This window comes from Pseudomonas sp. FG43 (assembly GCF_057809175.1).
The window spans coordinates 25623-50245 of record NZ_JBMDJL010000009.1 but is presented as its reverse complement, the minus strand read 5'-3'; the positions used below and the strand labels follow the sequence as shown (position 1 = coordinate 50245).

Genomic DNA, 24623 nt, shown 5'->3' with positions numbered 1-24623 from the left:
GTCGAACGCTCACTATCGAATGGAGTCATTATGCGGTTCAGAAGCTTAGGGAAGTGGGACAATCGCGAAGAATCAAAAGGACTAATATTTGTAGCGCAACTTATAGATGAGTTGATGTTTGACTATACGCTCGACACCTATAAGCCGTCTGCTATGAATACCGCACTACTAATAAAAGAGGCTGTAACAACCATTAAGGCAATTGATGCTGGTGTTGTGATGAAGCCGAATTTGGCTCATATCCTCAATGAACTTTGCGAAAATCTAAAATCTGATGAAGTCGCTCAGCGGATGATGACCGTGGACATAGAGGGCGTCACTACTATACTTCAAAGTCCTAAATCCTCTGATGGAAGCGTCGCCACAGTAATTGAATTGCTGATGCGTCAAGTACCTTTACATGATTACAAAGTCATGACTGAGGTTTTTATATTAGTCGAGTTGAGGACGTCTCAGGATAGGTCCAAACTAAGAAGGCTGACAAGGTCATATATAACTACACTTCTGAATTACGGATACACTGATAAATATATCCGAAAAGTATCACAGCAATTTTTCCATTACTCATCGGACCGTATAACTGACAACGAGGCTATCACAGCGTATTTTGAGAAGTTTAATGTACGTCCTGTTGAATTCGATGTCATATATAAAGCGCCAGAATATTTTAAAGAGTTTGCAGAAGCTGCTGAAAGGTTAGGTATACTGGTTTCGGGAGAGTTGGACGGAACTCCTATCTCCCAAGAGGAAATAACTAGGAACAAATTAAATCTTGGTGCTGGCGAAGTATTTTTGTTCATTGCTAAGGTGAAGGGTAAAGAGCCAAATATAGTTAAGCTAAAATCTGATAGAAAAATTGAAACCATCCAGACTTTAATAGGGCTTTATCATCATAAAGAAAGTCCCAAATCAATTACTGACTGTCTAGTAAGGAATTCCGAGACAGGCGCTTGCACAAAGATCTCTCGGCATACCAATCCAATGCATAAGTGCCACGACACGGTTCAGACGGTGGCGTCTAAAAAACTTTCTTCTTTTATGAAGGCATTTAGCTTACAACCAGAATCGTTTGCAAAATTTCATAGAAGTGCGGAGTTGCATTCACTAGCTCTCGCTAGTGAGTCTGTTGAGAATCAGATGATTAACCTCTGGATAGCACTTGAATCTCTTATTCCTAGTAATAAAGACAAAGATACTGCACATATTGACCACCTTGCTAACTCAATAATGCCATTTCTTAACTTAGAATATGTAAATAAGCTGCTAACAAGATTTTCAAAGGACTTGCTCACTTGGAACGCGGGAGTCGTTCGTCGGATTTACAAGGCTGTGGACGCAAAAGGTGTTGTTTCAAAAACTGCTCATTTATTAGCATTAAGTAAGTATGAGCATCTTCGTAAAGACCTAGAAGAGAGCTTTGGCGATTTTCATCTGTTGCGCGACAGATACGAGCATCTGCAAAAAATTCTATCGAGCCCCAAATTAATAGTGGACGTGCTAGACGCCCACTCTAAAAGAGTAGCTTGGCAACTTCGCAGAATATATCGAGCGAGAAATACGATTGTTCACGATGGGTCAACGCCTTCCTATACAGAAATTCTTGTTGAAAATACGCATGATTATCTAGACTCTGTTATGCGGTGGCTGATGGCTTTGGCATCATCGGAAAATACCATACATACAGTTGCACAAGGTTTTAAAATGGTGGAGCTTAACTATGGCTCGTACAAAAGGAGTTTATCTCAAAAAGGTTTGGCTTTTGACGAGGGCAATATCGATTCGTTGATGTTTAACTTTCACTACTTAAGATGATTATCCTCAGAAAATAATAAAACTGTTGCGATTGAAAATAGGCAGAATCAAAATGAGAAAACCGCGAATATTTTTAGCTTCTTCTGTGGAGGGCTTGGATGTAGCGAACGCAATCAACGAGTGCCTTGACTACGATGCCGAAGTCGTACATTGGAAAGACAGTTTCAAACTATCGACGCAGACAATTGAAGAGTTGCAGGAAAGGGCAAGGACCGTTGACTTTGCTATTTTTGTCTTTACCCCAGACGATGTTTCGACAATACGGGAGAAAAGCCACCCAGTGGCGCGGGATAACGTGCTATTCGAGCTTGGGTTATTTATCGGCAGTTTGTCGAAAGAGCGCTGTTTCATAATAAAGCCGCGTGATGTCGAACTTCATTTTCCTACTGACCTTTTAGGACTGACTCCTGCTGACTTCAATGGGAACAGGTCAGACAACGACCTGTCAATGGCTGTTAACGCTCCTTGCAACAAAGTGAAAAAAGAAATCATCAGATTAGGTTTAGCTACTGACGATGTGAAAATCATTAAAGCACGAACAAAGAAGACCGGCTTTGATTATGAAGTTGGTGAGACCGAGTTGCGACTGTTATTAGAGATATTCGAAAAAGGTCTCCACAGCGTAGAAGGAGTGGTTTCAGGTGAAGTATTTAACGACTCGAACGCAACCGAATTCTTTTCTATCGCTGTTATTAAATTAGAGCGTTTGGGGCTTATCGAAAAAGAAGTACGTGCAGATAATATGTATGAGTATTACACATACTCTGTTACTCCTGACGGTCTAGAATACATTTTAGCCAATGAAACAAAAATCAAAGCCTCTCGAAAGGCTATGCCCGCTGTAAAAGCAGAAAAAGTAAATGCAAAGTCATTTGATTCATTTGATGATGACATCCCGTTCTGAAAAGGCTGAATCTATCAATTAGGGAATTGCTATGAAGCTACCAACCGATTTACAAGTGTTAGAAGCTATTTACAATCGCTATTATGAAGAGTTTAGCAACTATCAAAAAGGAGAGGAAAATGGACGCCAAAGCAAAGTCTATCTGCCCATAGATTGTAAGCTGATAGCCACTCAACTGGGAGTCGATTCGGATATAATTTTCGGTAGATTATACAACCATCTAAATAAATTACACTCCTATGAAAATGAGGATAAATCGAAGGTTCCATTATTTGCTTTAAAAGTAGGTGCGGACTATAAATGCGTCCATTTTCCGATGCTTTCATCTGTACTCGCTGGGCTTCAAGCGGATAACAGCAAGTTTAAAACAACGGTGTGGCTGTCCTCAATTGCAATAGTGGTTTCGCTTACATCGTTAGCTATAAGCATTGTGAAAATGGCTCAATAGTCCTTTAAGCCTTTGCTCTGGGAACCGCAGGTGCTTAACTGAAATGGCTTTTAGTCGCTTTTGATTTTTCTTTTACTCCCGATAAACAAGCATATAATCTCGCAACTCACTACGAACAAACTCAGTTTCATAAGTGATTTTGAAATTATCTCTGTATAAACCCTCCGTTCCCTTGGTCAAATCACCAGTCATTGTGGTTTTGTAGCAAGTCTTATCATACGAGTTAAATGCATACTCCACAGATATTGCGCTTGTCGAGCCATATTTTTCCCAAGACTTTCCGTTGCAATCTCGATATGCTTTCGCGTAACTGGATTTGATTTCTCCTGCTTCCTTTGCAAGCTGCTCAACTCGAAGTTTTTCTTTTTCTTTGTTTATCGTTGCTTGTTCATGGGTAATTACGATGACTTTTCCCGAACCATCCTTTGTCATGCCATTTGTAAATGGAGGCATGAAAGGATATTTCACATTCAGAAGAAACATAAACATGATTAAAAATGGCACTAAAATACAGTCTAATCCTCTTCCGTTCATTTAAGTTCTCTTTTTTCTAAATTGTATCATGTGGTAAATGTTTACTTAGCAGTACACTCGATCGGCTTTAAGTTTTTTGCTCTTCTTGGATAATTCTAAAACAACTGTCGCAACCTTTAAATCCGTGGCTGCCAGCGCAATGACTTATTCAGCAAATGCTTACAGCACCTAGGGCTTAAAAAACACAAGCAATAAAAAAGAGCCGTTAGGCTCTTGTGATTGGGTTTGATTTGTTATACTGAAGTTACCACACAAAAATATAAGAAATGAAAACAACCCATAAATCTATTGTACCATATAAAAATAAAAGCCAAGCACTAACACAAGAAAACATTGCAGTAGTGAAATCTAATGCCGAACTTTTCCTGAACCCAGATATTAACATATCAGAGTTATCAGCGAAGCTGAAAGTTATAATCTCTCAACTCAACCCATTAACAAGAACTTTCGAGTTTTCGAATCGATATGAAGTTGAGTCTTCCTTGCCATTTTTGAGTGATGATGAAGCTGACGAACTCGGCTTTACAAAACGCACGAAAGTACCCGGACAAAAATTAAACGTTCTCCGAGCCTATCAAAAACAGGTTTTTGGGTATGAGAACAAGATTGATGACTATGCAAAGGAGGCTTTGGCATTAGCCAAGATGATAAATCGGCTTTTCAGTTTTCTATGTTTTGATGAACATATTAAAACGCTAATCTTGAAAGCAAGCGCGCACCAGAATTTCAGGAACGAGCTGAATCAAATCGAGCTTTATAAAGATGTAAGGTTCGCCGACTTGCGTTGTCCTGGCACTGTCCTTGACAAGCTTTATGAGTTTTTTGTTGACGATGAAGGAATACGTTACGCCAGTGAACAAAGTATTTACAGCAAAGATGTTGATGGCAAATACAGAAGTATTTTTAGAAAACTTGCAAGAATTGTTAAAGCTGTGGCGAGAAAGCAAAGAGAAATGCATCTGCTAAAACGTGCAAAAATAGGCGGTAATGGAGAAGCATATTGTAGTAATGAGCTTTTAAAGTATCAATTGGATAAGGATGTTGAACAACAAGAGTTTATAGATAATTCAATTATCACTTATACAAGCGAGAATGGCGGAAAACAGGAAATTCCTCTTGCTAAATTTGCCTTAACAGATGAACGCAAGTCTGCTGAAATCTATATGAAGGTTAAGGATTTGGAGAAGGTCGCCCAAAGCAAGGGATACATTTCGCTGTTTACTACATTTACATGCCCAGCGGAATTTCATTCGAATCCTGCTAGCGGTCGTAACTGCTGGAATGGTGCTACGCCTAGGGAAGCGTCTGATTGGCTTTCTACGAGGCTTGTGGCATTAAACAAAGACAGACAAAGGCACGAGATACAAACGCTTGGAATGTGGTGCAAGGAGGCTCATAAGGACCAATGTGTTCATATGCATTCAATGTTTTTTGTTCGTCCTGATCAAGCCGACGATTTGGTGTCTCTTATTCACAAGCATTATTCTCACAGTGAGAATGCTGTGAAAATAGTCCGTATATCAGAAGATGCAGCAAAAAAATCAGGTAAAGAATACGCCAGTCCTGCCTCATATATCACAAAGTACGTAATCAAAAGTTTGCGCGAAAAGTCTGATGAGTCAATGAAGAATAAGGCAGTTGCCCGTTTATGGGGGTTTAGAATGTATGGGTTTTTTGGTAAAACTCAAACTATCTTATGGCGTGCATTTGACAGGTTTTTCGATAAAGAGCCTCATGAGCTTTTTAGCACGTTGAAGAACGAGGTTTTCGTTCAACTCGCAAAATTCAGACAATCTGGTCAGTTTTGGGCTTTTTGTGGGTATGCTAATGAGTTCATTCAGCCCGTCATTGTTGAGCATGATGAGATTTCGTGGAGTGGTTTTGAATTTATCAAAAAGGTGCGATGGGGTTACAGGATAAAGGGCACTGATGAATGTTTAAGAACGAAGTTCGAGTGCAGTTTGAAGACAGTATTCAGGTAACAAAAAAGAGCCCAAGGCTCTATTTGCGTTTTTTACCATTAAGCTCTACCGATCTTTATCGGGTGAAGGTCAGGTAAGCCGTTAAGTGTATTGTCTTTTTTCTTCCTAACTAATTTTACCAGCTTGTCTTCCATTTCCATATTGTCGAACAAGAGTTCGGCGCGGGACTTTCCGGGGTGGGTTTTGGTGGATGTTGGTTTAATATTTTTATTCTTCATTTGATTTCCTCATTATTATATTAGTAGTGTTATAGGTTAAAGACATTGTAGCACTTTCAGAGCTTCCTTAATCCAAGCAACTCATTTCTGATTTTGTAATCCTGTACCGTTTCACTCATCTTTTCGAGAGTGCTATTAACAGGGTCATAGGTTTCAAATTGTTGGTAGAAATCGTTTTGTTTTGCTTCAATGTCATATCTTGACTTTTGAGCGTTGTTTTTAGTCATAAGGTCAACGACAAAAGCACTCACCGAACTCGCAATGTCTTTTAGACGTTCAACCATCATGTCGAAGCGTTCTGATAAGTTGGCAACTTTAGTTTCTAATGCGTAATTGGTTTTCATTAACGTTTCATTTTCATCAACCAAGTCCTTGTTGATTTTTAGTAGGTCTTTTGATGACTCATCAATAAGCTCTATCGACTTCGTCTTTTTACTTAACTCTTCATCAGCGTCCAATATAGCCTGCTGCTGTTCTTTTAGCTGGGCGTTGTAAAAACTATACTGTCGTTGGATTTTAGGCTTTTTAGCATCAGCCTCTATCAAAGCCATACGAGCATTATTCTCTTTTGTATTTTCAAGTTTTTTAGCTTGGACGTTATACTTGGCGAGCATCTTATTGGCATGTTGATAAAACAAGGTTTGGAAATATTGGGCTTGAAGTTTTTTATCGAAATAATCATTTTCATTTCTGGAAAATTTCAACGCTTCCGCTTCGGGATATTCTGCTTTAAGCTTGTCAATATTATCATTCACGAAGTGTTTTTGCGCGGTGAGCAAATCATATTTTCCAGTCCGCTTATTCTTTGCATCAACGAATATATGAGGGTGATTTCCCATTTCGTCACCGTGAAACACAATGAGCTTAATTGGATAGTCAGGAAAATTGACTTTGTAAAACGAGTTGATATTGCTGATAAGGTCAGCAGTGGATACGTGTACATTATTATGCAGTGGAATTTTGAAAAACGCCTCCTGGACAAAAATTTTATTTCTTGATAAATCAGACCTATTTTCAGTAACTTTGTTGTGAAGCTCTAGATATTTTTTTACGCTTTCAGACTTCTGATTTTTGCGAGCAAATGCAAATTGTTGTAACTGGGTAGTGGCGATTTCAATATCAACAACATTTTTTTCAGATAGAATATTTACAAGAAAAGCCTTTAAAGGGTCATCGCTTGTTAGTGAGTTGTGCCATTTATTTATTTTTGATTTATACTTGCTTAAAGTGTCGAGGAGTCCGGATTTCTCGTCTTTGATTTTTTGTTCATTGACGATTGGTGCAATAAAATTTTCTTGGATACTTACTTTTTGCTTTTCAGAAAGGGTGTCTAATTTGACAGGAGCATTGCCGAATTCAGGTGTCCAAACGTAATTCAGATGGGACCGATTTTCGTCCCACTCTAAAACTTTCGTGGCAAGTATTTTATTTTTTACGGTTGGAGCTATGCGAAGGGAATGAGCCAAGCTTTTGAAAAGTGCAGACATACCTTTGCCATTGTTTTTGTAATTAAGATGTTTGTAAATCATTGTTGTTGTTTTTAGTTCAGCCATTTTTCTTTACCGGTTTATATGATTTTATAGTTTCCTTTTTGTAAGGTTTGAAGAAAATTTTGAGCGCCAAAGCGATATTTTCTTCAAAGCTTTTACTGGACCTGACAAAAAAATGATGAGCATTCGCGATATTTTTTTGCAGGTTCGAGTGATGTTTTTTGCTTCTGTTTCGCTTTTGATTTTGCTTCTGTCATGCTGACAAGCACGAGTGAAACTTGAAACCTCATCTTTTGCGAAGCAAAAGTGTGGTGGAAAGTGTAGCGAGTTACTCATCACACCACATATGGATACGCTTAAATTAATTGTAGCATAGTTAAATAGGATAACAGAACTTAACAAACATTTCTTTAGTTGAAGTCCGATAAAATTCTGAATTTTTAATTCGGGATTTTATCGGGCTATGCTATTTTAATAATGCTTCCTTTATTGGATGCATTCTGGGTTAGTCATTTTAAATGTGCATTTATGCGCGCAGTGTAACCGGTTGGGGTTACGTCAATCGTGTCTATGTAGTTTTCGCCGTGCATGATTTCAATCGAGAAATATTTTTTCAAGATTGGGGTGATTATCATTTTCACATTTTGAGAGTGAAGAAAGTTATTGATTCTGACGCGACCTTTCTCGGTTACCAATAGCCGGTAAATCTCAATCACCTTTAGTTCTGACTTGCTAGCTATGTGTAAAGAATTAATTTGAACCTTTAGTCGATGCTCGTCTAACTTGAGATTATCAAGTTCAAAACTAACCTCGTCAATTCTGCTCATGATATATTTCTGAGCACTCTCCGAGGACTTTTCAAGTATCGCAAAATTGTTGGCGAGGGCTTTTTCTTTGAGAATGATCAAACCCGAAACATTCTCGTGCTCTCTTTCAAGAGCCTTAACATCATCCGACTTAATGATTATTTTATGGAATGGTATTTGCGCATGGAAGATCAGAAATAACTGCTCGACAAGTGCATACCTGTGCCTTACTCCTTTGCCCTGTTTTGCAAACTCACATTTCCCTATCATCGACGCAGAGCAGACTAAATCGACATACTGACTTTTTTGTGCGTGATAGCGGAAAGTCGAGCCGCACTTGCAGAACACTATCCCTCGCAAAATATTCTTAAACTCATCTGCTTTACGACCGGCAAGCTTAGGGTCGAGTCTTTCTTTCAACTTTGCACTGATACGGTGAAACTCGGCTTCGCTTATAAGTGCTGGATAGTAATTTCTTACCTCTTTGTTAACAATGCTACGCTGACCATTTTCATCGAGTTTCAACGCCAAAAAAGAGCCGTATAATGCATGACTGTGTAGAAACTTTCCTATGCTACTAGCACTATATTTTTTCGGGTAACCCTGTTTGTTCAATTCCTGCGCAACAACCTGAAAACCAAAATCGAAACACAGTTCAGTGGCTTTTTTTACTGCCTCCGCATTTTCGTTAAGAACAAATTTTCCACCAATAAAAGAAATCCAGAACGGACAGCGCTTTGTAATTATCCCGCCATTTAGACCTTTTTCTAGGTTGCGAGCTTTTGCGTCTGATATACGTTCAGACTTCGCCCTACTTTCGTCATTGGCTCTTTCAAGAATATTTTGGATTAGACTAATATCTACACTACTATCCTTTTTTCGTTTCGAGTAAAGGCGATTATCGAATAGTGTATAAATGGCACAGTCAGCTTGGATGATTGAGATGATGAGTTCTAATGCGTCGTATCCGCCCATCCGGCTAATGCGGTCGAATGACTCAACCAATAAAAGGGCATTAGGGAGTATTTCCCTTGATTTAATGCGTTCGACAAATTTTGCCAGTTGCCCGGATTTTAGATTTTTACCCTTAAATGCAGAAACTCCCAAATCTTCATAACGTTCGACCTGCCGAGCCTGCGGATACTGGTCAAAAAATCGGTTAAGTTGGTCCAGCTGTCGAATCTCGCCAAAACCGAGTTTTTGCGATTTGGACGAAAACCGTATGTAGCTGTACACATTGATGTTTTCGTCGCCCTGAAATACGTCAGCGAAAGCCCGAGGGAGTGGATTGATGATGGTCATGGATACGCTCAAAGCCCCGTAGATGATGGATTGTAGCTTTTCTACGAATGAGGCGCTTCATTGCGGTCATCGGCATGCTGGAGCTGGCCCTCAAGCGTGCAGACCAGGGTGTGCTGGAACGCTCCGCCATCGAAGTCGCCTACAACTCGGCCACGGACATGCTGGAACTCATCGGCGACATCCTCGATATCGCCCGCATCGAATCCGGACGCCTGACCCTCAGCCCCGAACGGGCCAACCTGCGCCAACTGGTGGAGTCGGTCACCCGCGTGTTCGACAGTCTGGCCCGGCAAAAGAAACTGGCTTTGCTGCTGGAGCTCGACAGCCGGACCAACACCGATGTCCTGATCGACCCCATGCGCTTCAAGCAGATTCTGTCCAACCTGATCAGCAACGCGATCAAGTTCACCCAGCAGGGTCAGGTCAGCGTCACGCTGCAAGCCGAAAACAGCTCCAGCGAGCAGCAACTGCACTTGAGCGTCACCGTTCAAGACAGCGGGATAGGCATCAGCGCCGAAGATCAGCAACGCCTGTTCGAGCCTTTCAGCCAGGCCGACAATCAGGCACGGATGGCCCGCACCGGCGCCGGGCTGGGGCTGGTCATCTGTCGCAGCCTCTGCAAGATGATGGGCGGCACACTGACCCTGCATAGCGAACCGGGTCACGGGACACGGGTACACATGACACTGGAACTGACCACGCTTGAACCGCTGGCCACCCCCTCAAAGCCCGAAACAGTCTCGCTCCAGCCTCGCCCGCCCTTGAATATCCTGATCGTCGACGACCATCCCGCCAACAGGCTGCTGCTTTGCCAGCAACTGGGCTTTCTCGGCCATCGTTGCGAAGTGGCTGAAGACGGGGCACAAGGGCTTGAGCGCTGGCTGGCCGAACCGTTCGATCTGGTGGTAGCAGACTGCAACATGCCCGTCATGAATGGCTATGACCTCACCCGCGCAATCAGGGCTCATGAACAGGCCGAACACCTTTTGCCGTGCATTGTCTGGGGCTTCACGGCCAATGCATTGCCCGAGGAGATCCAGCGCTGTCTGCAGGCGGGAATGGACGACTGCCTGTTCAAGCCCATCGGCCTGACAACCCTCAGCGAGCTACTGGCCAAGGTCCCGAGCCGCTCGGACCTGTCCGTGGCCCCTGCAATACCTGCCCTCAACCTGGACAGCCTGGACAACCTGACCGCAGGCCGACCGGAAATGATCCAGCGCCTGCTCGCGCAACTGCTGCGCAGCAGCCAGGAAGACCGCCAGGCACTCAACGACCTGATGGCCCGGAACAGGCACGAAAGTATTGGCGAGATGGCTCACCGCATCAAAGGCGCAGCACGAATCATTGGCGCAGCGCGGGTAATCGAAAGCTGTGAAGCCCTGGAAGAGGCATGCAAGCCTGGCACGCCCCCCGACGTCCTCAAAGCCTGTCATCAGGAAGTAGACGCCGCGATGCTTGCACTGGAAGAAGCATTGATCGAGCAACAGGCAGGAAACAACGGGCAGTAACAAGGCAGGAACAGAAAGTGAAACAACAGTGAAGCAGGCACCGTCACCGCTTAACTGATAGACTGCGCCCCGAAATTACCTAAGAGGATCGCTTCATGGCCACTAACCGCTCCCGTCGTCTGCGCAAAAAGCTCTGTGTAGACGAGTTCCAGGAATTGGGCTTCGAGCTCAATCTGGAATTCAAAGAGGATCTGGATGACGAGGCAGTTGATGCCTTCCTGGACGCTTTCCTGACAGAAGCCATGGACGCGAACGGTCTGGACTACGTTGGCGGCGATGACTACGGTCTGGTTTGCCTGGCTGATCGTGGTTCGGTCAGCGAAGAGCAACGCGCTGCAGTAGAAGCCTGGCTCAAAGGCCGCAGCGAAGTGGTCAAGGTTGAAGTCAGCCCGCTGCTGGACGCCTGGTACCCGGAAAAGCCGATCAATCCGGCTAACTGAGTGACTGCATATCGGGCCATCCATTGTGATGGCCCGATTTGTTTTCAATGAAGCATCACCTCGTATGCCCCTCGCAACAAACGACGAAGATTACTCTGCGGCATAGGTGGGGTAGCTGGTAAACCCTTTCTCTGCGCCCCCATACATGTTGGCAGTATCCAGTTCGTTAAGCGGCCAGCCATTTGCAATTCTGGCCGGTAGATCCGGGTTGGCGATAAAGGGGCGACCGAAAGCGATCAGGTCGGCCAGACCTTCCTCGATGAGCCGTACTCCACGTTCCGGCGTATAACGCCCGGCATACATGATCCGGCCACTGAACGTGTCACGCACATCGCGACGAAACTGCTCAGGCAGATCGGGAGCATTGTCCCAGTCGGCTTCGGCAAGGGAAACATAAGCCACTCCAGCGTCTTCCAGAACCTTGATAGCCTCGATGTAGGTCGCGTGCGGGTCCTCCTCGACCAGACCGATGTAGACACGATCCTGATCGGTGCTGGTGAACAGAGGCGTGAAACGGACACCCAGACGCTGCGGGCCAACAGCGTCAGCCACCGCCTGTACGATCTCTCGCAAAAAGCGCAGGCGATTGTCGAGAGAACCACCGTACTCGTCATCACGCTGATTGGAGTGCGCCGAGATGAACTGATTGACCAGATAGCCATTGGCAGAATGGACCTCTACGCCATCAAAACCCGCAGAAATCGCATTGCGTGCAGCCTGTACATACAAGGCCACCAGTTCATGGATCTCCGTACGACTCAGTTCACGCGGAGTAGAAGGCGGAACCAGAATACCGGCACCCGGCCCGGTCTCGATGAACGCCTTGACCTTCTCGGCAGCGATGGCCGAGGGCGCAACAGGAGCTTCTGCGCCCGGCTGCAACTGCGCATGGGAAACCCGACCGACATGCCATAGCTGTGCGAAGATCACACCGCCTTCGGCATGTACCGCATCGGTGACCTTGCGCCAGCCATCGACCTGCTCCTGGCTGTAGATACCCGGCGTCCATGCATATCCTTGCCCACGAGGCTCGATCTGGGTGCCCTCACTGACCATGAACCCTGCACTGGCACGCTGGCGATAATAGAGAGCCATCAAATCCGTAGGAACATCTCCAGGCTGAGCACTGCGCTGGCGGGTCAACGGAGGCAGGACAATACGGTTCCTGAGAGAGTGGCTACCCAATCTGACAGGGGAAAAAAGCTGCGGGTGATTCACGATATACGCTCCTGTGGATGCTGATGATTTTTCAAGGACGAACGAGCCCATGCTCCGGGCTGTTGTCCGAAAACAAATGATTGAGTGTCGATAGAGGTTGCCTTGACTACGAGTGTCGGCGCCGAACGAAAAACAGGTACTCACTCGCCATGGTCATGGGGCGGGATGCGTCATCCCTCTGCAAATACACGTCGGGTTTCAAGCATCGCCTGATCGAAAGGCATTGCCGTTCGGGTGATCTTGACCATGACACTGGCTCCGAGCCACAACTCGTACAGTCTGTAGGCAACGCTTGCAGCAGGCTCCCGGATAGAGACAGAACGGTCCTCGACAGCCTCTTCAATCGCAAGGGTCAGCCGTGCAATGGTCACTGACGTGCCGCGCTCAAGCTCCAGCCTCATCAACTCGGACAAGTCCGCGACCTCAGCGCCAAGCTTTACGGCCAGGCATTTCCTGCAATCGGTGGTGCCGGTCTGGTTTGCTGCCCAATACTCCCAGTACCTCAATAACCGCTCTCTTCCCGACAGGCCAGGGTCCCGGAAAATGGCGTCCATATCGCTGTGGTACAGCTCGAAATAGCGCTCCAGCAAGGCCTTTCCGAAAACGTCCTTGGAGTCAAAGTAGTGATAGAACGAGCCCTTTGGGACATGGGCAGCGTTGAGCACTTCGTTAAGGCCGACAGCCGAAAAGCCTTTGTGCCCCACGATGGTCAGCGCCGAATCCAGAATCCGCTGTCTTGTAGTGTTGCATCCAGTCGTCTTCATAGCTCCAAACCTGAATTAGACCAGTCGTCTAGGCCGTTGAAGAGAATGCTACGAGACCGAAGCGGTACGAACAATGTCATATCTGCAAGGATTTCGGACACGACTCCCGCACCAGGAAAGATCGTTGCCAACGGGCGGGCTTCTAACGACAATCCCCGCTGAAAAACACTTTGGAAGAGGCCTGATGCATACCGTTGCGCTGGTGGTATACCCCAAATTCCAAGCGCTGAGCCTGTCTCTGGGGTCAGTATTCGAGTGCGCCAATCTGCTTCGTGGTGAAGCCGTCTATGACTTTCAAGTGATTTCGGAGACTGGGGGCGCAGTCATGTCATCCCAGGGCTTCTCGGTGAACACCGCCGCATTTGATCCGGCCGGTTACCACACCGTCATAGTGAGCGGGTTCCTTGAAGTGGGCGTCCCCTCCTCGTCACTGCTGGATTGCGTACGGAGCGTCTCCTCACAATCGCGTCGGGTCGCATCACTTTGCACAGGCATTTTTGTGCTCGCAGAAGCAGGCTTGCTTGAGGGAAAACGCGCGACGACACACTGGATGCATGTACCTGCATTCAAGAAACGATTCCCCGATATCCAGCTCGAAGAGGATCGTCTGTTCGTCGTGGATGGCCAAGCCTGGACAGGGGCTGGCATGAGCGCTGGCATTGACCTGGCCCTTGCCATGGTCGAAAACGACTTTGGCAGTGACCTTGCGCGGCAAGTCGCTCGTAAACTGGTCATTCCTCAGCGACGCAGCAGCGAACAATCTCAATTGTCGACACTCCTTGAACTGGACCCCAAGTCCGACAGAGTGCAGTTGGTGCTGGCCTATGCCCGGGAAAACTTGCGCAGCGACCTTTCAGTGGAAGCGCTCGCTGAGGTCGCAAGGCTCAGCCCCCGGCAGTTCAGCCGTGTGTTTCGCGAAGAAACAGGGGAAACACCCGCTAAAGCAGTGGAGCGACTGCGGGTTGAGTCGGCACGGATCATGATGGAAACCAGTCGCCATCCGGTCGAAGTGGTAGCTCGCGAAGCCGGATTCGGGGATCGGGAGCGGATGCGCCAGGCTTTCTTGCGCGCGTTTGGACAGTCCCCCCAGATGATGCAGAAACTCCTCTGCGATGCCGACTCCAGATTCAGGAATTGCGCAAACCTCCAATAATCTAACGGCTGCGAGAAGCACCCGACACCGGCGGCCCGAAGCGCAGTCGACCAGATGTTCTCCCATACAAAAAAATCCTGTTACAACACCATGCTACAGCCCACGCAGGTCCGGCTTGGGGCATAATGCCGTTCTGTTACAGCGCTGGCCTTGTGTTATTACCCTTGGGCCTCAGGCGTCTATTATTGTTACCGAGGGAATTCATCCATGCCCTCTTTTTGTTCCCCTTCTTTGCTGTAGGGTTTTTTTGATGATCAAATCTTTGCGTCCATTGCTTCTTGCCTCATTTCTCCTGCCACTGGCACTTCCTGTTCATGCTGCCGTCATCAACACCACTCTTCCCGCCAAGGTCCAGCAAGCCCTCAAGGCCAGCAAGCTGAATGACAACGCGCTGTCAGTGGTCATGCTGCCCCTCACCGGCCCTGGCACCCCGACAGTCTTCAATGCCGACGTGTCCGTGAACCCGGCATCGACCATGAAGCTGATCACCACTTACGCCGCGCTGGAAATCCTCGGCCCGACTCACCAGTGGAAAACCGAATTCTTTACCGATGGCACCCTGAGCAATGGCGTTCTGCAAGGCAACCTGTACCTGAAGGGCGGCGGCGATCCCAAGCTCAATATGGAAAAGCTCTGGTTGCTGATGCGCGACCTGCGCGCCAACGGCGTACAGCAGGTGACGGGCGATCTGGTGCTGGACCGCAGCCATTTCGTGCAGCCCCAGTTGCCCGAGTTCAATGATGACGGCAATGACGACAACAAGCCGTTCCTGGTCAAGCCCGACTCGCTGATGGTCAACCTGAAAGCCTTGCGCTTCGTCACCCGCAACGATGACGGCAAGATCCGGGTTTCGGTCGAGCCGCCCATTGCGACCATCCGTATCGACAATCAGGTCAAGGCGCTGCCGTCCAAACAATGCACGGGCGATGTACGCTACAACCCGGTTCCGCAGCCTGATGGCAGCGTCAACGTGACGGTCAGTGGCCAGCTGGGCAATGGCTGCAACTCCCAGACCTACCTTTCGCTGCTGGACCACCCGACCTACGCCGCTGGCGCAGTGCGGGCCATCTGGCAGGAACTGGGCGGCAGCATTCTGGGCAGGGATCGTGTCGACGTCGTGCCCGGCAGCGCAAAGCTGCTGGCAAAGGCCTTCTCGCCAGACCTGGTTGAAGTGATCCGCGACATCAACAAATACAGCAACAACACCATGGCTCAACAACTGTTCCTCAGTCTGGGACAGGAGTTTCGCAATGACGCCGACGGCGATGATGCACGGGCAGCACAGCGGGTAATCCGCCAGTGGCTGGCGAAGAAAGGCATCACTGCACCGCATCTGGTCATGGAAAACGGTTCAGGCCTGTCACGCGCAGAACGTGTCAGCGCACGGGAAATGGCAATCATCCTGCAAGCGGCATGGCGCAGCCCCTATGCCGCCGAATTCATGAGCTCCATGCCTCTGGTCGGTATGGACGGCACCATGCGCAAGCGTCTGAAGCGCACCCCACTGCTGGGCGAGGCTCATATCAAGACCGGTACGCTGAACACCGTCAGGGCAATTGCAGGTTTCAGTCGTGACAGCAATGGCAATACCTGGGCGGTCGTGGCCATCCTCAATGATCCACGTCCGTTTGGCGCGTCATCGATTCTGGACGAAGTACTGGTCGATCTTTATCGCCAACCGAAACTGACCAACAGCACGGTCTCCATTCTGCAACCCTGAGCGGCCGCGCAACCGGTAGGAACGAATTCATTCGCGAGACGTCATGGAAGGCGGCCCCTTCGCGAATGAATTCGTATCAGTCGAGCTCCGGTTCGACCCTGTCCCTGCCCGCCATCTTGGCGGCATAGACGCCTGAGTCGGCCCGCAGCAGCAATGCATCAACGCCCTCTCCCGGCCGCCAGCTGGCGATGCCGAAACTGGCAGTGACCTGCCCGACCGTATCCAGCGGCTGGTTGCGCAAGGCCTCGCGCAGACCAAGGGCCAGTTGATAGGCCTGAGGCCCTTGGGTTCCGGGGCACAACACGACGAACTCCTCCCCTCCGATACGACAGAACACATCATCACAGCGCAGCCGCTGGCTGATCTTTCGGGAAATGGCCTGAAGCACCGAGTCCCCGACAGCATGCCCGTATTTGTCGTTGATGCGCTTGAAGTGGTCGATGTCCAGCATGATGACCGACAGATAACCACCGTGCCGATCGATACGCGCCAGCTCGGACTGCAACCTCTCCTGGAAGTAACGGCGGTTATAGGCACCGGTCAGTACATCGGTCACCGACAGCGCTCGCAGCTCCTGCTCGACCCTCTTGAGATCGGATATATCCGAGATGAATCCATGCCAGAGCACGCCACCATCGGGCAGGCGCTCCAGAGTGGCGGCCCCTCGCACCCAGCGCAGTCCTTTGTGCGGCAGCTCGATACGGTACTCCTCGCTCCAGGGCAAGGACAGCTCGGCACTGATACGGATGGAGTCGCGAAGGCGCATGATGTCGGCCGGATGAGTACGCCGAAGCAGAGTCTCGGCATTCTCCAGCAACTCCTCCTCGCTCAGTTCAAACAACTCACACATGCCGACACTGGCGTAGGTAAAGCGTGAACGGCCATCGGCATCCTGCCGGTACTGGTAGATACCGCCCGGCACTTGAGAGCTGAGCTTTTTCAGCAACTGATCACGCGCCTCAAGCGCCTCATAAACACGCTTGTGCTCGGTGATATCAATGCATACCGCCAGATAACCGATCCACTGATCCTGATCGTCACGCACCGCCGTAATCAGCATATTGACCATCAGCGTGCTGCCATCGCGACGCAGAAAGGTCCATTCCCGGGATGTATGGCTGCCCTCTTCACTGGCATCGACGAACATGGCCTGCGCCGCCGTGATCGGACGCCCCTGGGCTTCACTCAACTCCTTGGCATGAGCCTCAAGCTCCGACAGCCGATGCATGTCCTTGAGCATGAACTTGCCAAGCACCTCATCGTCCGAGTAACCCAGCATTTTCTGCGCGCCGACATTGAAGGTCGTGATCACACCATTGAGATCGGTAGCAATGATCGCCACTTCAGTCGCAGAGTTGAGCACATTGCGCAATTGCCCGTGGGTAACCCGCAATTGCTGTTCGCGCTGACGCAACTCGCGGGTGCGCTGCTCAACCATGTACAAGGCACGCTGGCGCTGGCTGACCAGGCTGTAAAGCAAAGCACTGAGCATCAGGCTCAAGAGCCCGCCGAGCAATGCCACACTGCCGGCCATCGACTGATTGCTCAGCAGAAAGGCTTCGGTAGGACGGACTTCGAGCAAATAGTCGCGATCCCCCATGTTCAGCAAGGTACTGACATGCAGGTCACTCTCGGCCGCCACAGTGGCAGAGCGATATAAAACCTCGGAGTCATCGGGCGAACTCAAATCGAGCATGCTCATTGCCAGGTTGTCCTGACTCGGCAATCCCTCGTTCATCATTTGGTCGAGGCTGATTATCGCCATCACAAAGCCGCGCAAGACAGGCGTCGGCGAATCGAGGGCCGCGACAGGCGAGAACACCGGCGCCATCAGCAGAATGCCACGGGTATCGGACTTGCTCAGACTGACCAGATCGATACGCGGCGTCGCTACGATTCTGCCCAGCGTGCGAGAACGCTCGACGGCGAGATGCCGGATCCGTTCGGAATACACATCAAAGCCCAGGGGCGGAGGCTTCTTGCTGAGCGTCTGGATAAACACGACCGGAAAGTACTCGTCGCGCACGGCTGCTGCTTTCAATGTGCCGTTCTGATCGAGTTCTCGTATGGAGAAATCCTTTACGCCCGCCTGACGAACGCTCTCTTCAAAAGCTTCACGCTGGTCACGGGTAACGCGGGGCGTCCATGTATAGGCCTGGGTACCGACCAGCATAGGCCCGACAAAACCCTCGTACTCTGCACGAGTGATCTCTTCGGAATAGAGAAAGAAGCGGCGCAGGGTATCAAGCCTTTTGACCTGCCCATCCAGCCGCTCCTGAATGCGGCTGAAACGCTCGCCGGCCAGAAGATCAAAGCGTTGACGCAACTGACGCTGATACAGTTCAAAATTGGCTAACGCCAGCATGACGGTCAGTGCAGCTCCGGCGGCAAAAGCCAGCGCCGCAACCAACCATGCAGAGGCCTGTTCACTGATGAATCCCAGAATTCTGGGCCGGAACTGTTTCGACGCCATATAGAGAACCCGCGACGCTGGCCGTGGTTCTCTTATAGCTATTCGCCAGTAATTTGCCTAGCCCGAATAACGAGAATCAGTTCACGCGCGTCATGATCTTCCAGGCGCGATGGATCTTGCTGTTGCGAGCAAAATCCTGATCAATGGTCTGGGCGGTGATTTCCTCGACGGCGTAGCGTTGGCCAAGGTTCTCGTCCAGCACAAACTTGCGGAAGTTGTTCGAGAAGTACAACACGCCACCAGGAGCCAGACGCGCCATGGCCAGATCTATCAACTCGACCTGATCACGCTGTACATCGAAGATCCCTTCCATGCGCTTGGAGTTCGAGAACGTCGGCGGATCGATAAAGATCAGGTCGTACTCCTCACGGCATGCCTGCAACCAGGCCATGACATCGCCCTGCTCCAGACGGTTCTTGTCGGAGAAGCCGTTGAGCGACAGATTGCGCCGCGCCCAGTCCAGATAAGTCCGGGAAAGGTCGACACTGGTAGTGCTGCGCGCCCCGCCCTTGGCCGCGTGAACGCTGGCAGTGGCGGTATAGGAAAACAGGTTGAGGAAGCGCTTGCCTGCCGCCTCACGCTGAATGCGCATACGCATCGGGCGGTGATCGAGAAACAGACCGGTATCCAGATAATCGGTCAGGTTCACCAGCAGCTTGACCCCGCCTTCGTTGACTTCCTGGAACTGCCCTTGAGCACTTTGACGCTCATATTGTTTCGTGCCGCTCTGACGCTCGCGACGCTTGATCACCACACGGCTCTTGTCGATGTTCAAGGCCTGAGGGATAGCCGCCAGCGCGTCGAACAGACGTGCCGAGGCTTTCTCTGGATCGACGGATTTAGGCGCAGCATATTCCTGAACGTGAACCCAGTCATGGTACAGATCGATGGCCAGGGAATACTCCGGCATATCGGCGTCGTACACGCGATAGCAGTCGATGCCCTCGCGGCGAACCCACTTGCTCATCTGCTTGAGGTTCTTTTGCAGACGATTGGCGAACATCTGCCCGCCTTCGCTCAAACGAGCCTGTTCGACCACAACCGGAGCCGGCTTGATCGGATTGCCATTCTTGTTGAGCTTCTTCTCGTGGTTCGTGCTGACCGGCTCTTCAACCTGCGTCTCGCGCTCGATCTGGCGCTGCTCGGGGGTACGGCGCTCGCCGGTGACGAACTGGTCCGGCAGGACCTTGATGAGCAACAGCTTGCAGGGCAAGGCGCCGTTCCAGAAGGAGTACTGCTTGTGGCTGCGAATCCCCATGCGCTTGCCCAGATCCGGCGCGCCGGTGAACACAGCAGCTTCCCAGTTGAGACAAGCCTGACGCAGACGCTCGCCCAGATTCTGGTAGAGATACAGCAGGCTCGCTTCGTCACCCAGGCGCTCGCCATAGGGAGGGTTACAGATCACCAGACCTTTCTGGTTCTGATCCGGGCGCGGCTCGAAAGTCGCCACTTCGCCCTGATAGACCTTGATCCAGTCGCTCAGGCCTGCACGCTCGATGTTGTTGCGACCCGGCTGGATAAGACGCGGATCGGCCTCATAGCCACGAATCCACAGCGGTGGCCTGGCAAGCCCTGCGGCTGCACGCTCCAGAGCTTCATCATGCAACTTGCGCCACAAGGCCGGGACGTGGCCGAGCCAGGCCGAAAAGCCCCAACGCTCGCGCTTGAGGTTGGGCGCAATATCCGCGGCAATCATGCCGGCTTCCACCAGGAAAGTACCGACACCGCACATCGGGTCAGCCAGAGCGCCACCCTCGGCGGCGATACGCGGCCAACCGGAGCGGATCAGGATTGCCGCCGCCAGGTTTTCCTTGAGCGGCGCCGCGCCCTGCTGCAAGCGATAGCCGCGCTGGTGCAGGCTGTGACCGGAAAGGTCCAGAGACAGGATAGCTTCACCACGGTCCAGGCGCAGATGCACGCGCAGGTCAGGGTTGATCTTGTCCACCGAAGGACGCAGGCCATCGGAGGTACGCAGCTTGTCGACAATCGCGTCCTTGACCTTCAACGCACCGAAATGGGTGTTGTCGATACCCGAACCATGGCCACTGAACTCGACCGCCACCGTGCCATCGGCTTCCAGGTGGTCCTGCCAGTCCACATGCAGTACACCTTCGTAAAGATCGTCGGCGTTTTTCATCGGAAAACGCTTGAGCACCAGCAGCACCCGGTTCGCCAGGCGTGACCACAGGCAAAGCCGATAGGCGGTTTCCATGTCGGCCGTGCCGCGAATGGCTGATGTGTGTTCGCGTGTTTCCTGAAGACCAAGCGCAGTGGCTTCCTCAGCAAGCAGGCCTTCCAGGCCTTTGGGGCAAGTGAGGAAAAGTTCGTAGCGATCCGACATGAGTATTCCAGGGCCTGAGCCGTCAGCGGCGGGCAACGCATTGCCCGACCAGATTTAAAACAGGCGTCTTTCATGGAGAGCGCCTGCGTGGCACACAATTTGTGCCGATCCACCGTATGAACCTGTCATGTCATTACGGCAGTCTTGTATCAGTAAAAAAGTGAATATTGGAACCTATGACGTAGGTAATAAAAAGTCACATAGTGACCCTTCGTCGAATAGACCCTGTTTGCATTACGCCATCACTCGCATTTGCAAGCCCGTCTCACTTCCGCCTGAAACCCGCGGGTCAGTAGGGTTACGAGGAGAATCAAATTTGAAACACCCTCCCTCTTATCGCTCTACAGACCTAAATGTGACGTGCTTATGACAAAACGATCATTCACACCGTCTCAAGCTTTGGTTAGAACTCATCTCAGGTCATCACCGCAACGGTAATGACACTAAGGCCCGCGACGCCGGCAGCGGGCACCAACGGCAGATAATTCTGCCCGACCTCGACATGAGGTCTTCAGGGATATAACAGTCAACAGACGAGGGCAATACCCTATGAGAAGACTCAAGCGTGATCCGTTGGAAAGAGCATTTTTGCGCGGATATCAATACGGCGTTACTGGTAAATCCCGTGAGCTTTGCCCTTTTACTCTACCGTCAGTACGCCAGGCATGGATCAATGGTTGGCGAGAAGGACGTGGCGACAACTGGGACGGTATGACCGGCACTGCGGGAATCCACAGACTCAACGAACTTCACGCGGTCGGATAAGGTAGTCTCCGACCAGTCCATCAAATTTTCTACTGACTTTTACACCCAATACCATGCACGCCCCATCCGGGCGGCGGGCTACGGCCCAGGGGCTCCTTCGAGGAGCCCCTTTTTTTCGCCGCAAATCAGCCGCGAGGCATGGCCGCAATAGCATCCACCGACTGACGGATAAGCGCCGGCCCCTTGTAGATGAACCCGGAATACACCTGCACCAGACTCGCACCGGCAGCGATCTTCTCGGCTGCGTGCCGGCCTTCGGTGATGCCACCGGCAGCAATGATCGGCATGCGTCCTGCCAGTTCGGCAGCCAGCACCTTGACGGTATGCGTGCTCTTTTCCCGAACGGGAGCACCGGACAGCCCGCCCGCTTCGTCAGCATGGGACAGGCCTTCGACACCTTCACGGCTGAGCGTGGTGTTGGTGGCAATGACCGCATCCATGCCGGACTCGATCAGGGCCGTGGCGACCAGCACGGTTTCTTCATCGGTCATGTCTGGCGCGATCTTGATCGCCAGCGGCACACGCTTGCCATGCAATTGCGTCAGCTCCTGCTGACGCAGGCTCAGCGCCTCAAGCAATTGCTTGAGGGAGTCGCCAAACTGCAGGCTGCGCAGGCCCGGAGTATTGGGTGAGCTGACATTGACGGTGACATAGCTGGCGTGGGCGTAGACCTTGTCCAGACAGATCAGGTAGTCATCGACAGCGCGCTCGACAGGCGTATCGAAGTTCTTGCCGATGTTGATGCCCAGAATGCCCTTGTATTTCGCGGCCTGAACCCGGGAGACAAGGTTATCCACGCCCAGGTTGTTGAAGCCCATGCGGTTGATGATCGCTTCGGCTTCGGGCAGACGGAAAATGCGAGGCTTGGGGTTGCCCGGCTGCGGACGTGGCGTCACGGTGCCGATCTCGACAAAACCAAAACCCAGCTGCGCAAAGCCGTCGATAGCCGCACCATTCTTGTCCAGCCCGGCCGCCAGACCTACAGGGTTCGGGAAATCCAGGCCCATGACCTTGACCGGCAACTGCGCAGGCGCCTTGCTCAGCAGGCCATTGAGCCCCAGCCGGCCACCGGCGCCGATCAAGTCCAGCGACAGGTCGTGGGAGGTTTCCGGGGAAAGTTTGAAGAGTAACTGGCGGGCCAGGTTATACATGGGCGGGCAAGGCTCGTTGGAAGCTGAATTCAGGGCGCCGATTATAGACATGTGCCGGCCCGGGTGCGAGGCAAGCTTGCATTTACAGGGCAAACCACTCAGTTGCGCCCTCCATCTGTGCGCAACGCTTCACGGCAGTGCACAAACCGGGTGCGTTCGACCGCCAGAAGCCCGGTAAACAGGTTGTTTGCGACTTGGCACAAGCGCTGCATGAGCAGCTCCATGTAATTCACAAGTCTGCAACCTTCAACGATGAGGGCTGCATTTCCCGAAAGAACGGGACCGGACAAAGGCGTCCTCGTCAGGCAACTGGCGGGACGCCTTTTTTGTTTGCGCAGAATTTATCGAGCACGACCCTGTCGTTCACTCGGAGGCAACATGGCGAAACTCAAACTGGTGATGATCGGCAACGGAATGGCCGGGGTTCGCACCCTTGAAGAACTGTTGAAGCTGAACGAAGAGCTTTACGAGATCACCGTCTTCGGCGCCGAACCGCACCCCAATTACAACCGGATCCTGCTCTCCCCGGTGCTGGCTGGCGAGCAGACCTTTGAAGACATCGTGCTCAACGACCTGGGCTGGTACAGAGAGCACAACATTCAGTTGCTGCTCAACCGCCGCGTGGTAAAGATCGACCGCTCCAAACGGATCGTCATCGCAGACGATGGCACTCAGGCCCGCTATGACCGCCTGCTGATCGCCACCGGCTCACGCCCTTTCGTGCTGCCGGTTCCCGGCAATACGCTCAAGGGCGTAATCGGCTATCGCGACATCGCTGACACGCAACTGATGATCGATACTGCAACCACCCACCGCCGCGCCGTGGTCATCGGTGGCGGCCTGCTGGGGCTGGAAGCAGCCAACGGCCTCAAGTTGCGGGGCATGGATGTGACAGTGATCCACAACGGCCAATCGCTGCTGGAGCGGCAACTGGACAGGACCAGCGGCCAGATGCTGCAAGCGGCCCTGGAGCAGCGCGGCCTGAAATTCCGCCTCAATGAACAGACCGAAGCCTTTCTCGGCGATGAGCAGGGTCAGGTTCAAGCCGTGCAATTCAAAAGCGGCGCTGTAATTGACGCCGATCTGGTGGTCATGGCCGCGGGCATTCGCCCCAATATGGAACTGGCCGCGCAGTCAGGCCTGCCCTGTGACCGTGGCATTCTGGTCAACGACACCCTGCAAACCTACGACCCACGGGTCTATGCCATCGGCGAATGCGTCAGCCATCGCGGCATCGCCTATGGCCTGGTCGCGCCGCTGTTCGAGCAAGCCCGAGTCTGCGCCAATCATCTCGCACAACTGGGTTTCGCCCGCTATCCGGGCTCGGTCACGTCAACAAAATTGAAGGTCACCGGTATCGACCTGTTTTCTGCCGGCGACTTTCTGGGCGGGGAAGGCACTGAAAGCATCACTCTTTCGGACCCTATAGGCGGCATATACAAAAAACTGGTCATCAAGAATGACGTACTGGTCGGAGCCTGCCTGTATGGCGACACCGCCGACGGCAGTTGGTACTTGCAGCAGATCCGGGAAAACCGAGGGATCGATGCCATTCGCAATCACCTGATGTTTGGCGAACAGACTACCGGCGAGG

General features: G+C 50.8%; 17 protein-coding genes and 2 pseudogenes. 10 read left to right on the top strand and 9 right to left on the bottom strand.

The genetic code is table 11. The annotated features are described in order from the left end of the window. Positions 1–30: 30 nt before the first annotated feature. The 3 genes from ACODS3_RS12655 to ACODS3_RS12645 are packed head-to-tail and all read left to right on the top strand — an operon-like array spanning position 31 to position 3164. Complete coding sequence (locus tag ACODS3_RS12655; protein WP_122689674.1) at positions 31–1812, top strand: hypothetical protein; 1782 nt, start codon at positions 31–33, stop codon at positions 1810–1812. 52 nt (positions 1813–1864) lie between these two features. After that, positions 1865–2716: a TIR domain-containing protein gene (locus ACODS3_RS12650; RefSeq protein WP_122689675.1), complete on the top strand. Its 852-nt coding sequence runs from the start codon at positions 1865–1867 to the stop codon at positions 2714–2716. A 31-nt stretch (positions 2717–2747) separates the two neighbouring features. Then, positions 2748–3164 carry a hypothetical protein gene (locus ACODS3_RS12645; RefSeq protein ID WP_489034543.1) on the top strand — a complete coding sequence of 139 codons (417 nt, stop codon included), beginning with the start codon at positions 2748–2750 and terminating at the stop codon, positions 3162–3164. A 72-nt stretch (positions 3165–3236) separates the two neighbouring features. Here ACODS3_RS12645 and ACODS3_RS12640 read toward each other — a convergent pair whose 3' ends face one another. Continuing rightward, complete coding sequence (locus ACODS3_RS12640) at positions 3237–3698, bottom strand: hypothetical protein (RefSeq protein ID WP_122689677.1); 462 nt, start codon at positions 3696–3698, stop codon at positions 3237–3239. Positions 3699–3964: 266 nt separating this feature from the next. On the opposite strand from ACODS3_RS12640, the gene ACODS3_RS12635 reads away from it, so the two are divergent. Then, the gene (locus tag ACODS3_RS12635) at positions 3965–5680 is read left to right on the top strand and encodes a replication endonuclease (protein ID WP_489034541.1); all 1716 of its coding nucleotides are present in this window, start codon (positions 3965–3967) and stop codon (positions 5678–5680) included. Positions 5681–5718: 38 nt separating this feature from the next. On the opposite strand, the gene ACODS3_RS12630 is transcribed toward ACODS3_RS12635, so the two are convergent. The 3 genes from ACODS3_RS12630 to ACODS3_RS12620 form a co-directional block, all read right to left on the bottom strand. Beyond that, a complete protein-coding gene (locus ACODS3_RS12630; RefSeq protein WP_122689679.1) occupies positions 5719–5898 on the bottom strand; it encodes a hypothetical protein in 180 nt (59 codons plus the stop codon). A 56-nt stretch (positions 5899–5954) separates the two neighbouring features. After that, positions 5955–7451, bottom strand: coding sequence for a hypothetical protein (locus ACODS3_RS12625; protein WP_489034539.1), 1497 nt, complete (start codon positions 7449–7451; stop codon positions 5955–5957). 446 nt (positions 7452–7897) lie between these two features. Continuing rightward, a complete protein-coding gene (locus ACODS3_RS12620) occupies positions 7898–9496 on the bottom strand; it encodes a recombinase family protein (RefSeq protein ID WP_122689681.1) in 1599 nt (532 codons plus the stop codon). A gap of 62 nt (positions 9497–9558) precedes the next feature. Here ACODS3_RS12620 and ACODS3_RS12615 point away from each other — a divergent pair. Together ACODS3_RS12615 and ACODS3_RS12610 are read left to right on the top strand one after the other, a co-directional pair. Beyond that, positions 9559–11004: pseudogene (locus tag ACODS3_RS12615) on the top strand (ATP-binding protein); the annotation flags it as partial. Positions 11005–11099: 95 nt separating this feature from the next. After that, positions 11100–11444 carry a YggL family protein gene (locus ACODS3_RS12610; RefSeq protein WP_201006879.1) on the top strand — a complete coding sequence of 115 codons (345 nt, stop codon included), beginning with the start codon at positions 11100–11102 and terminating at the stop codon, positions 11442–11444. Positions 11445–11534: 90 nt separating this feature from the next. On the opposite strand, the gene ACODS3_RS12605 is transcribed toward ACODS3_RS12610, so the two are convergent. Further along, complete coding sequence (locus ACODS3_RS12605; RefSeq protein ID WP_489034537.1) at positions 11535–12662, bottom strand: alkene reductase; 1128 nt, start codon at positions 12660–12662, stop codon at positions 11535–11537. Positions 12663–12832: 170 nt separating this feature from the next. After that, a complete protein-coding gene (locus ACODS3_RS12600; RefSeq protein ID WP_201019057.1) occupies positions 12833–13426 on the bottom strand; it encodes a TetR/AcrR family transcriptional regulator in 594 nt (197 codons plus the stop codon). Between the two features lie 184 nt (positions 13427–13610). On the opposite strand from ACODS3_RS12600, the gene ACODS3_RS12595 reads away from it, so the two are divergent. Then, complete coding sequence (locus tag ACODS3_RS12595; RefSeq protein WP_489034535.1) at positions 13611–14579, top strand: GlxA family transcriptional regulator; 969 nt, start codon at positions 13611–13613, stop codon at positions 14577–14579. A 250-nt stretch (positions 14580–14829) separates the two neighbouring features. Beyond that, positions 14830–16299 (top strand): D-alanyl-D-alanine carboxypeptidase/D-alanyl-D-alanine endopeptidase, encoded by a 1470-nt coding sequence (dacB, locus tag ACODS3_RS12590; RefSeq protein ID WP_201019055.1) that lies wholly within the window; start codon positions 14830–14832, stop codon positions 16297–16299. A 76-nt stretch (positions 16300–16375) separates the two neighbouring features. Here dacB and ACODS3_RS12585 read toward each other — a convergent pair whose 3' ends face one another. Both ACODS3_RS12585 and rlmKL read right to left on the bottom strand, forming a co-directional pair. Next, entirely contained in the window at positions 16376–18772 is a 2397-nt protein-coding gene (locus ACODS3_RS12585; RefSeq protein ID WP_489034533.1) for a sensor domain-containing diguanylate cyclase, read from the bottom strand. A gap of 76 nt (positions 18773–18848) precedes the next feature. Next, positions 18849–21113: a bifunctional 23S rRNA (guanine(2069)-N(7))-methyltransferase RlmK/23S rRNA (guanine(2445)-N(2))-methyltransferase RlmL gene (gene rlmKL, locus ACODS3_RS12580; RefSeq protein WP_201019053.1), complete on the bottom strand. Its 2265-nt coding sequence runs from the start codon at positions 21111–21113 to the stop codon at positions 18849–18851. Between the two features lie 549 nt (positions 21114–21662). On the opposite strand from rlmKL, the gene rmf reads away from it, so the two are divergent. Beyond that, the gene (gene rmf, locus ACODS3_RS12575; RefSeq protein ID WP_074569014.1) at positions 21663–21878 is read left to right on the top strand and encodes a ribosome modulation factor; all 216 of its coding nucleotides are present in this window, start codon (positions 21663–21665) and stop codon (positions 21876–21878) included. Positions 21879–22003: 125 nt separating this feature from the next. Here rmf and ACODS3_RS12570 read toward each other — a convergent pair whose 3' ends face one another. Beyond that, positions 22004–23029 (bottom strand): quinone-dependent dihydroorotate dehydrogenase, encoded by a 1026-nt coding sequence (locus tag ACODS3_RS12570; RefSeq protein ID WP_201019052.1) that lies wholly within the window; start codon positions 23027–23029, stop codon positions 22004–22006. Between the two features lie 378 nt (positions 23030–23407). On the opposite strand from ACODS3_RS12570, the pseudogene ACODS3_RS12565 reads away from it, so the two are divergent. Then, positions 23408–24622, top strand: a pseudogene (locus ACODS3_RS12565) (NAD(P)/FAD-dependent oxidoreductase); the annotation flags it as partial. Position 24623 lies beyond the last annotated feature (1 nt).

Excerpts from the sequence above, each read along its gene's own strand:
- ACODS3_RS12570 (WP_201019052.1), bottom strand. The coding sequence starts at position 23,029 with ATGTATAACCTGGCCCGCCAGTTACTCTTCAAACTTTCCCCGGAAACC.
- ACODS3_RS12655 (WP_122689674.1), top strand. The coding sequence starts at position 31 with ATGCGGTTCAGAAGCTTAGGGAAGTGGGACAATCGCGAAGAATCAAAA.
- ACODS3_RS12625 (WP_489034539.1), bottom strand. The coding sequence starts at position 7,451 with ATGGCTGAACTAAAAACAACAACAATGATTTACAAACATCTTAATTAC.
- ACODS3_RS12635 (WP_489034541.1), top strand. The coding sequence starts at position 3,965 with ATGAAAACAACCCATAAATCTATTGTACCATATAAAAATAAAAGCCAA.
- dacB (WP_201019055.1), top strand. The coding sequence starts at position 14,830 with ATGATCAAATCTTTGCGTCCATTGCTTCTTGCCTCATTTCTCCTGCCA.
- ACODS3_RS12610 (WP_201006879.1), top strand. The coding sequence starts at position 11,100 with ATGGCCACTAACCGCTCCCGTCGTCTGCGCAAAAAGCTCTGTGTAGAC.
- ACODS3_RS12650 (WP_122689675.1), top strand. The coding sequence starts at position 1,865 with ATGAGAAAACCGCGAATATTTTTAGCTTCTTCTGTGGAGGGCTTGGAT.
- ACODS3_RS12640 (WP_122689677.1), bottom strand. The coding sequence starts at position 3,698 with ATGAACGGAAGAGGATTAGACTGTATTTTAGTGCCATTTTTAATCATG.
- ACODS3_RS12595 (WP_489034535.1), top strand. The coding sequence starts at position 13,611 with ATGCATACCGTTGCGCTGGTGGTATACCCCAAATTCCAAGCGCTGAGC.
- ACODS3_RS12600 (WP_201019057.1), bottom strand. The coding sequence starts at position 13,426 with ATGAAGACGACTGGATGCAACACTACAAGACAGCGGATTCTGGATTCG.
- ACODS3_RS12645 (WP_489034543.1), top strand. The coding sequence starts at position 2,748 with ATGAAGCTACCAACCGATTTACAAGTGTTAGAAGCTATTTACAATCGC.
- ACODS3_RS12620 (WP_122689681.1), bottom strand. The coding sequence starts at position 9,496 with ATGACCATCATCAATCCACTCCCTCGGGCTTTCGCTGACGTATTTCAG.
- rlmKL (WP_201019053.1), bottom strand. The coding sequence starts at position 21,113 with ATGTCGGATCGCTACGAACTTTTCCTCACTTGCCCCAAAGGCCTGGAA.
- ACODS3_RS12585 (WP_489034533.1), bottom strand. The coding sequence starts at position 18,772 with ATGGCGTCGAAACAGTTCCGGCCCAGAATTCTGGGATTCATCAGTGAA.
- rmf (WP_074569014.1), top strand. The coding sequence starts at position 21,663 with ATGAGAAGACTCAAGCGTGATCCGTTGGAAAGAGCATTTTTGCGCGGA.
- ACODS3_RS12630 (WP_122689679.1), bottom strand. The coding sequence starts at position 5,898 with ATGAAGAATAAAAATATTAAACCAACATCCACCAAAACCCACCCCGGA.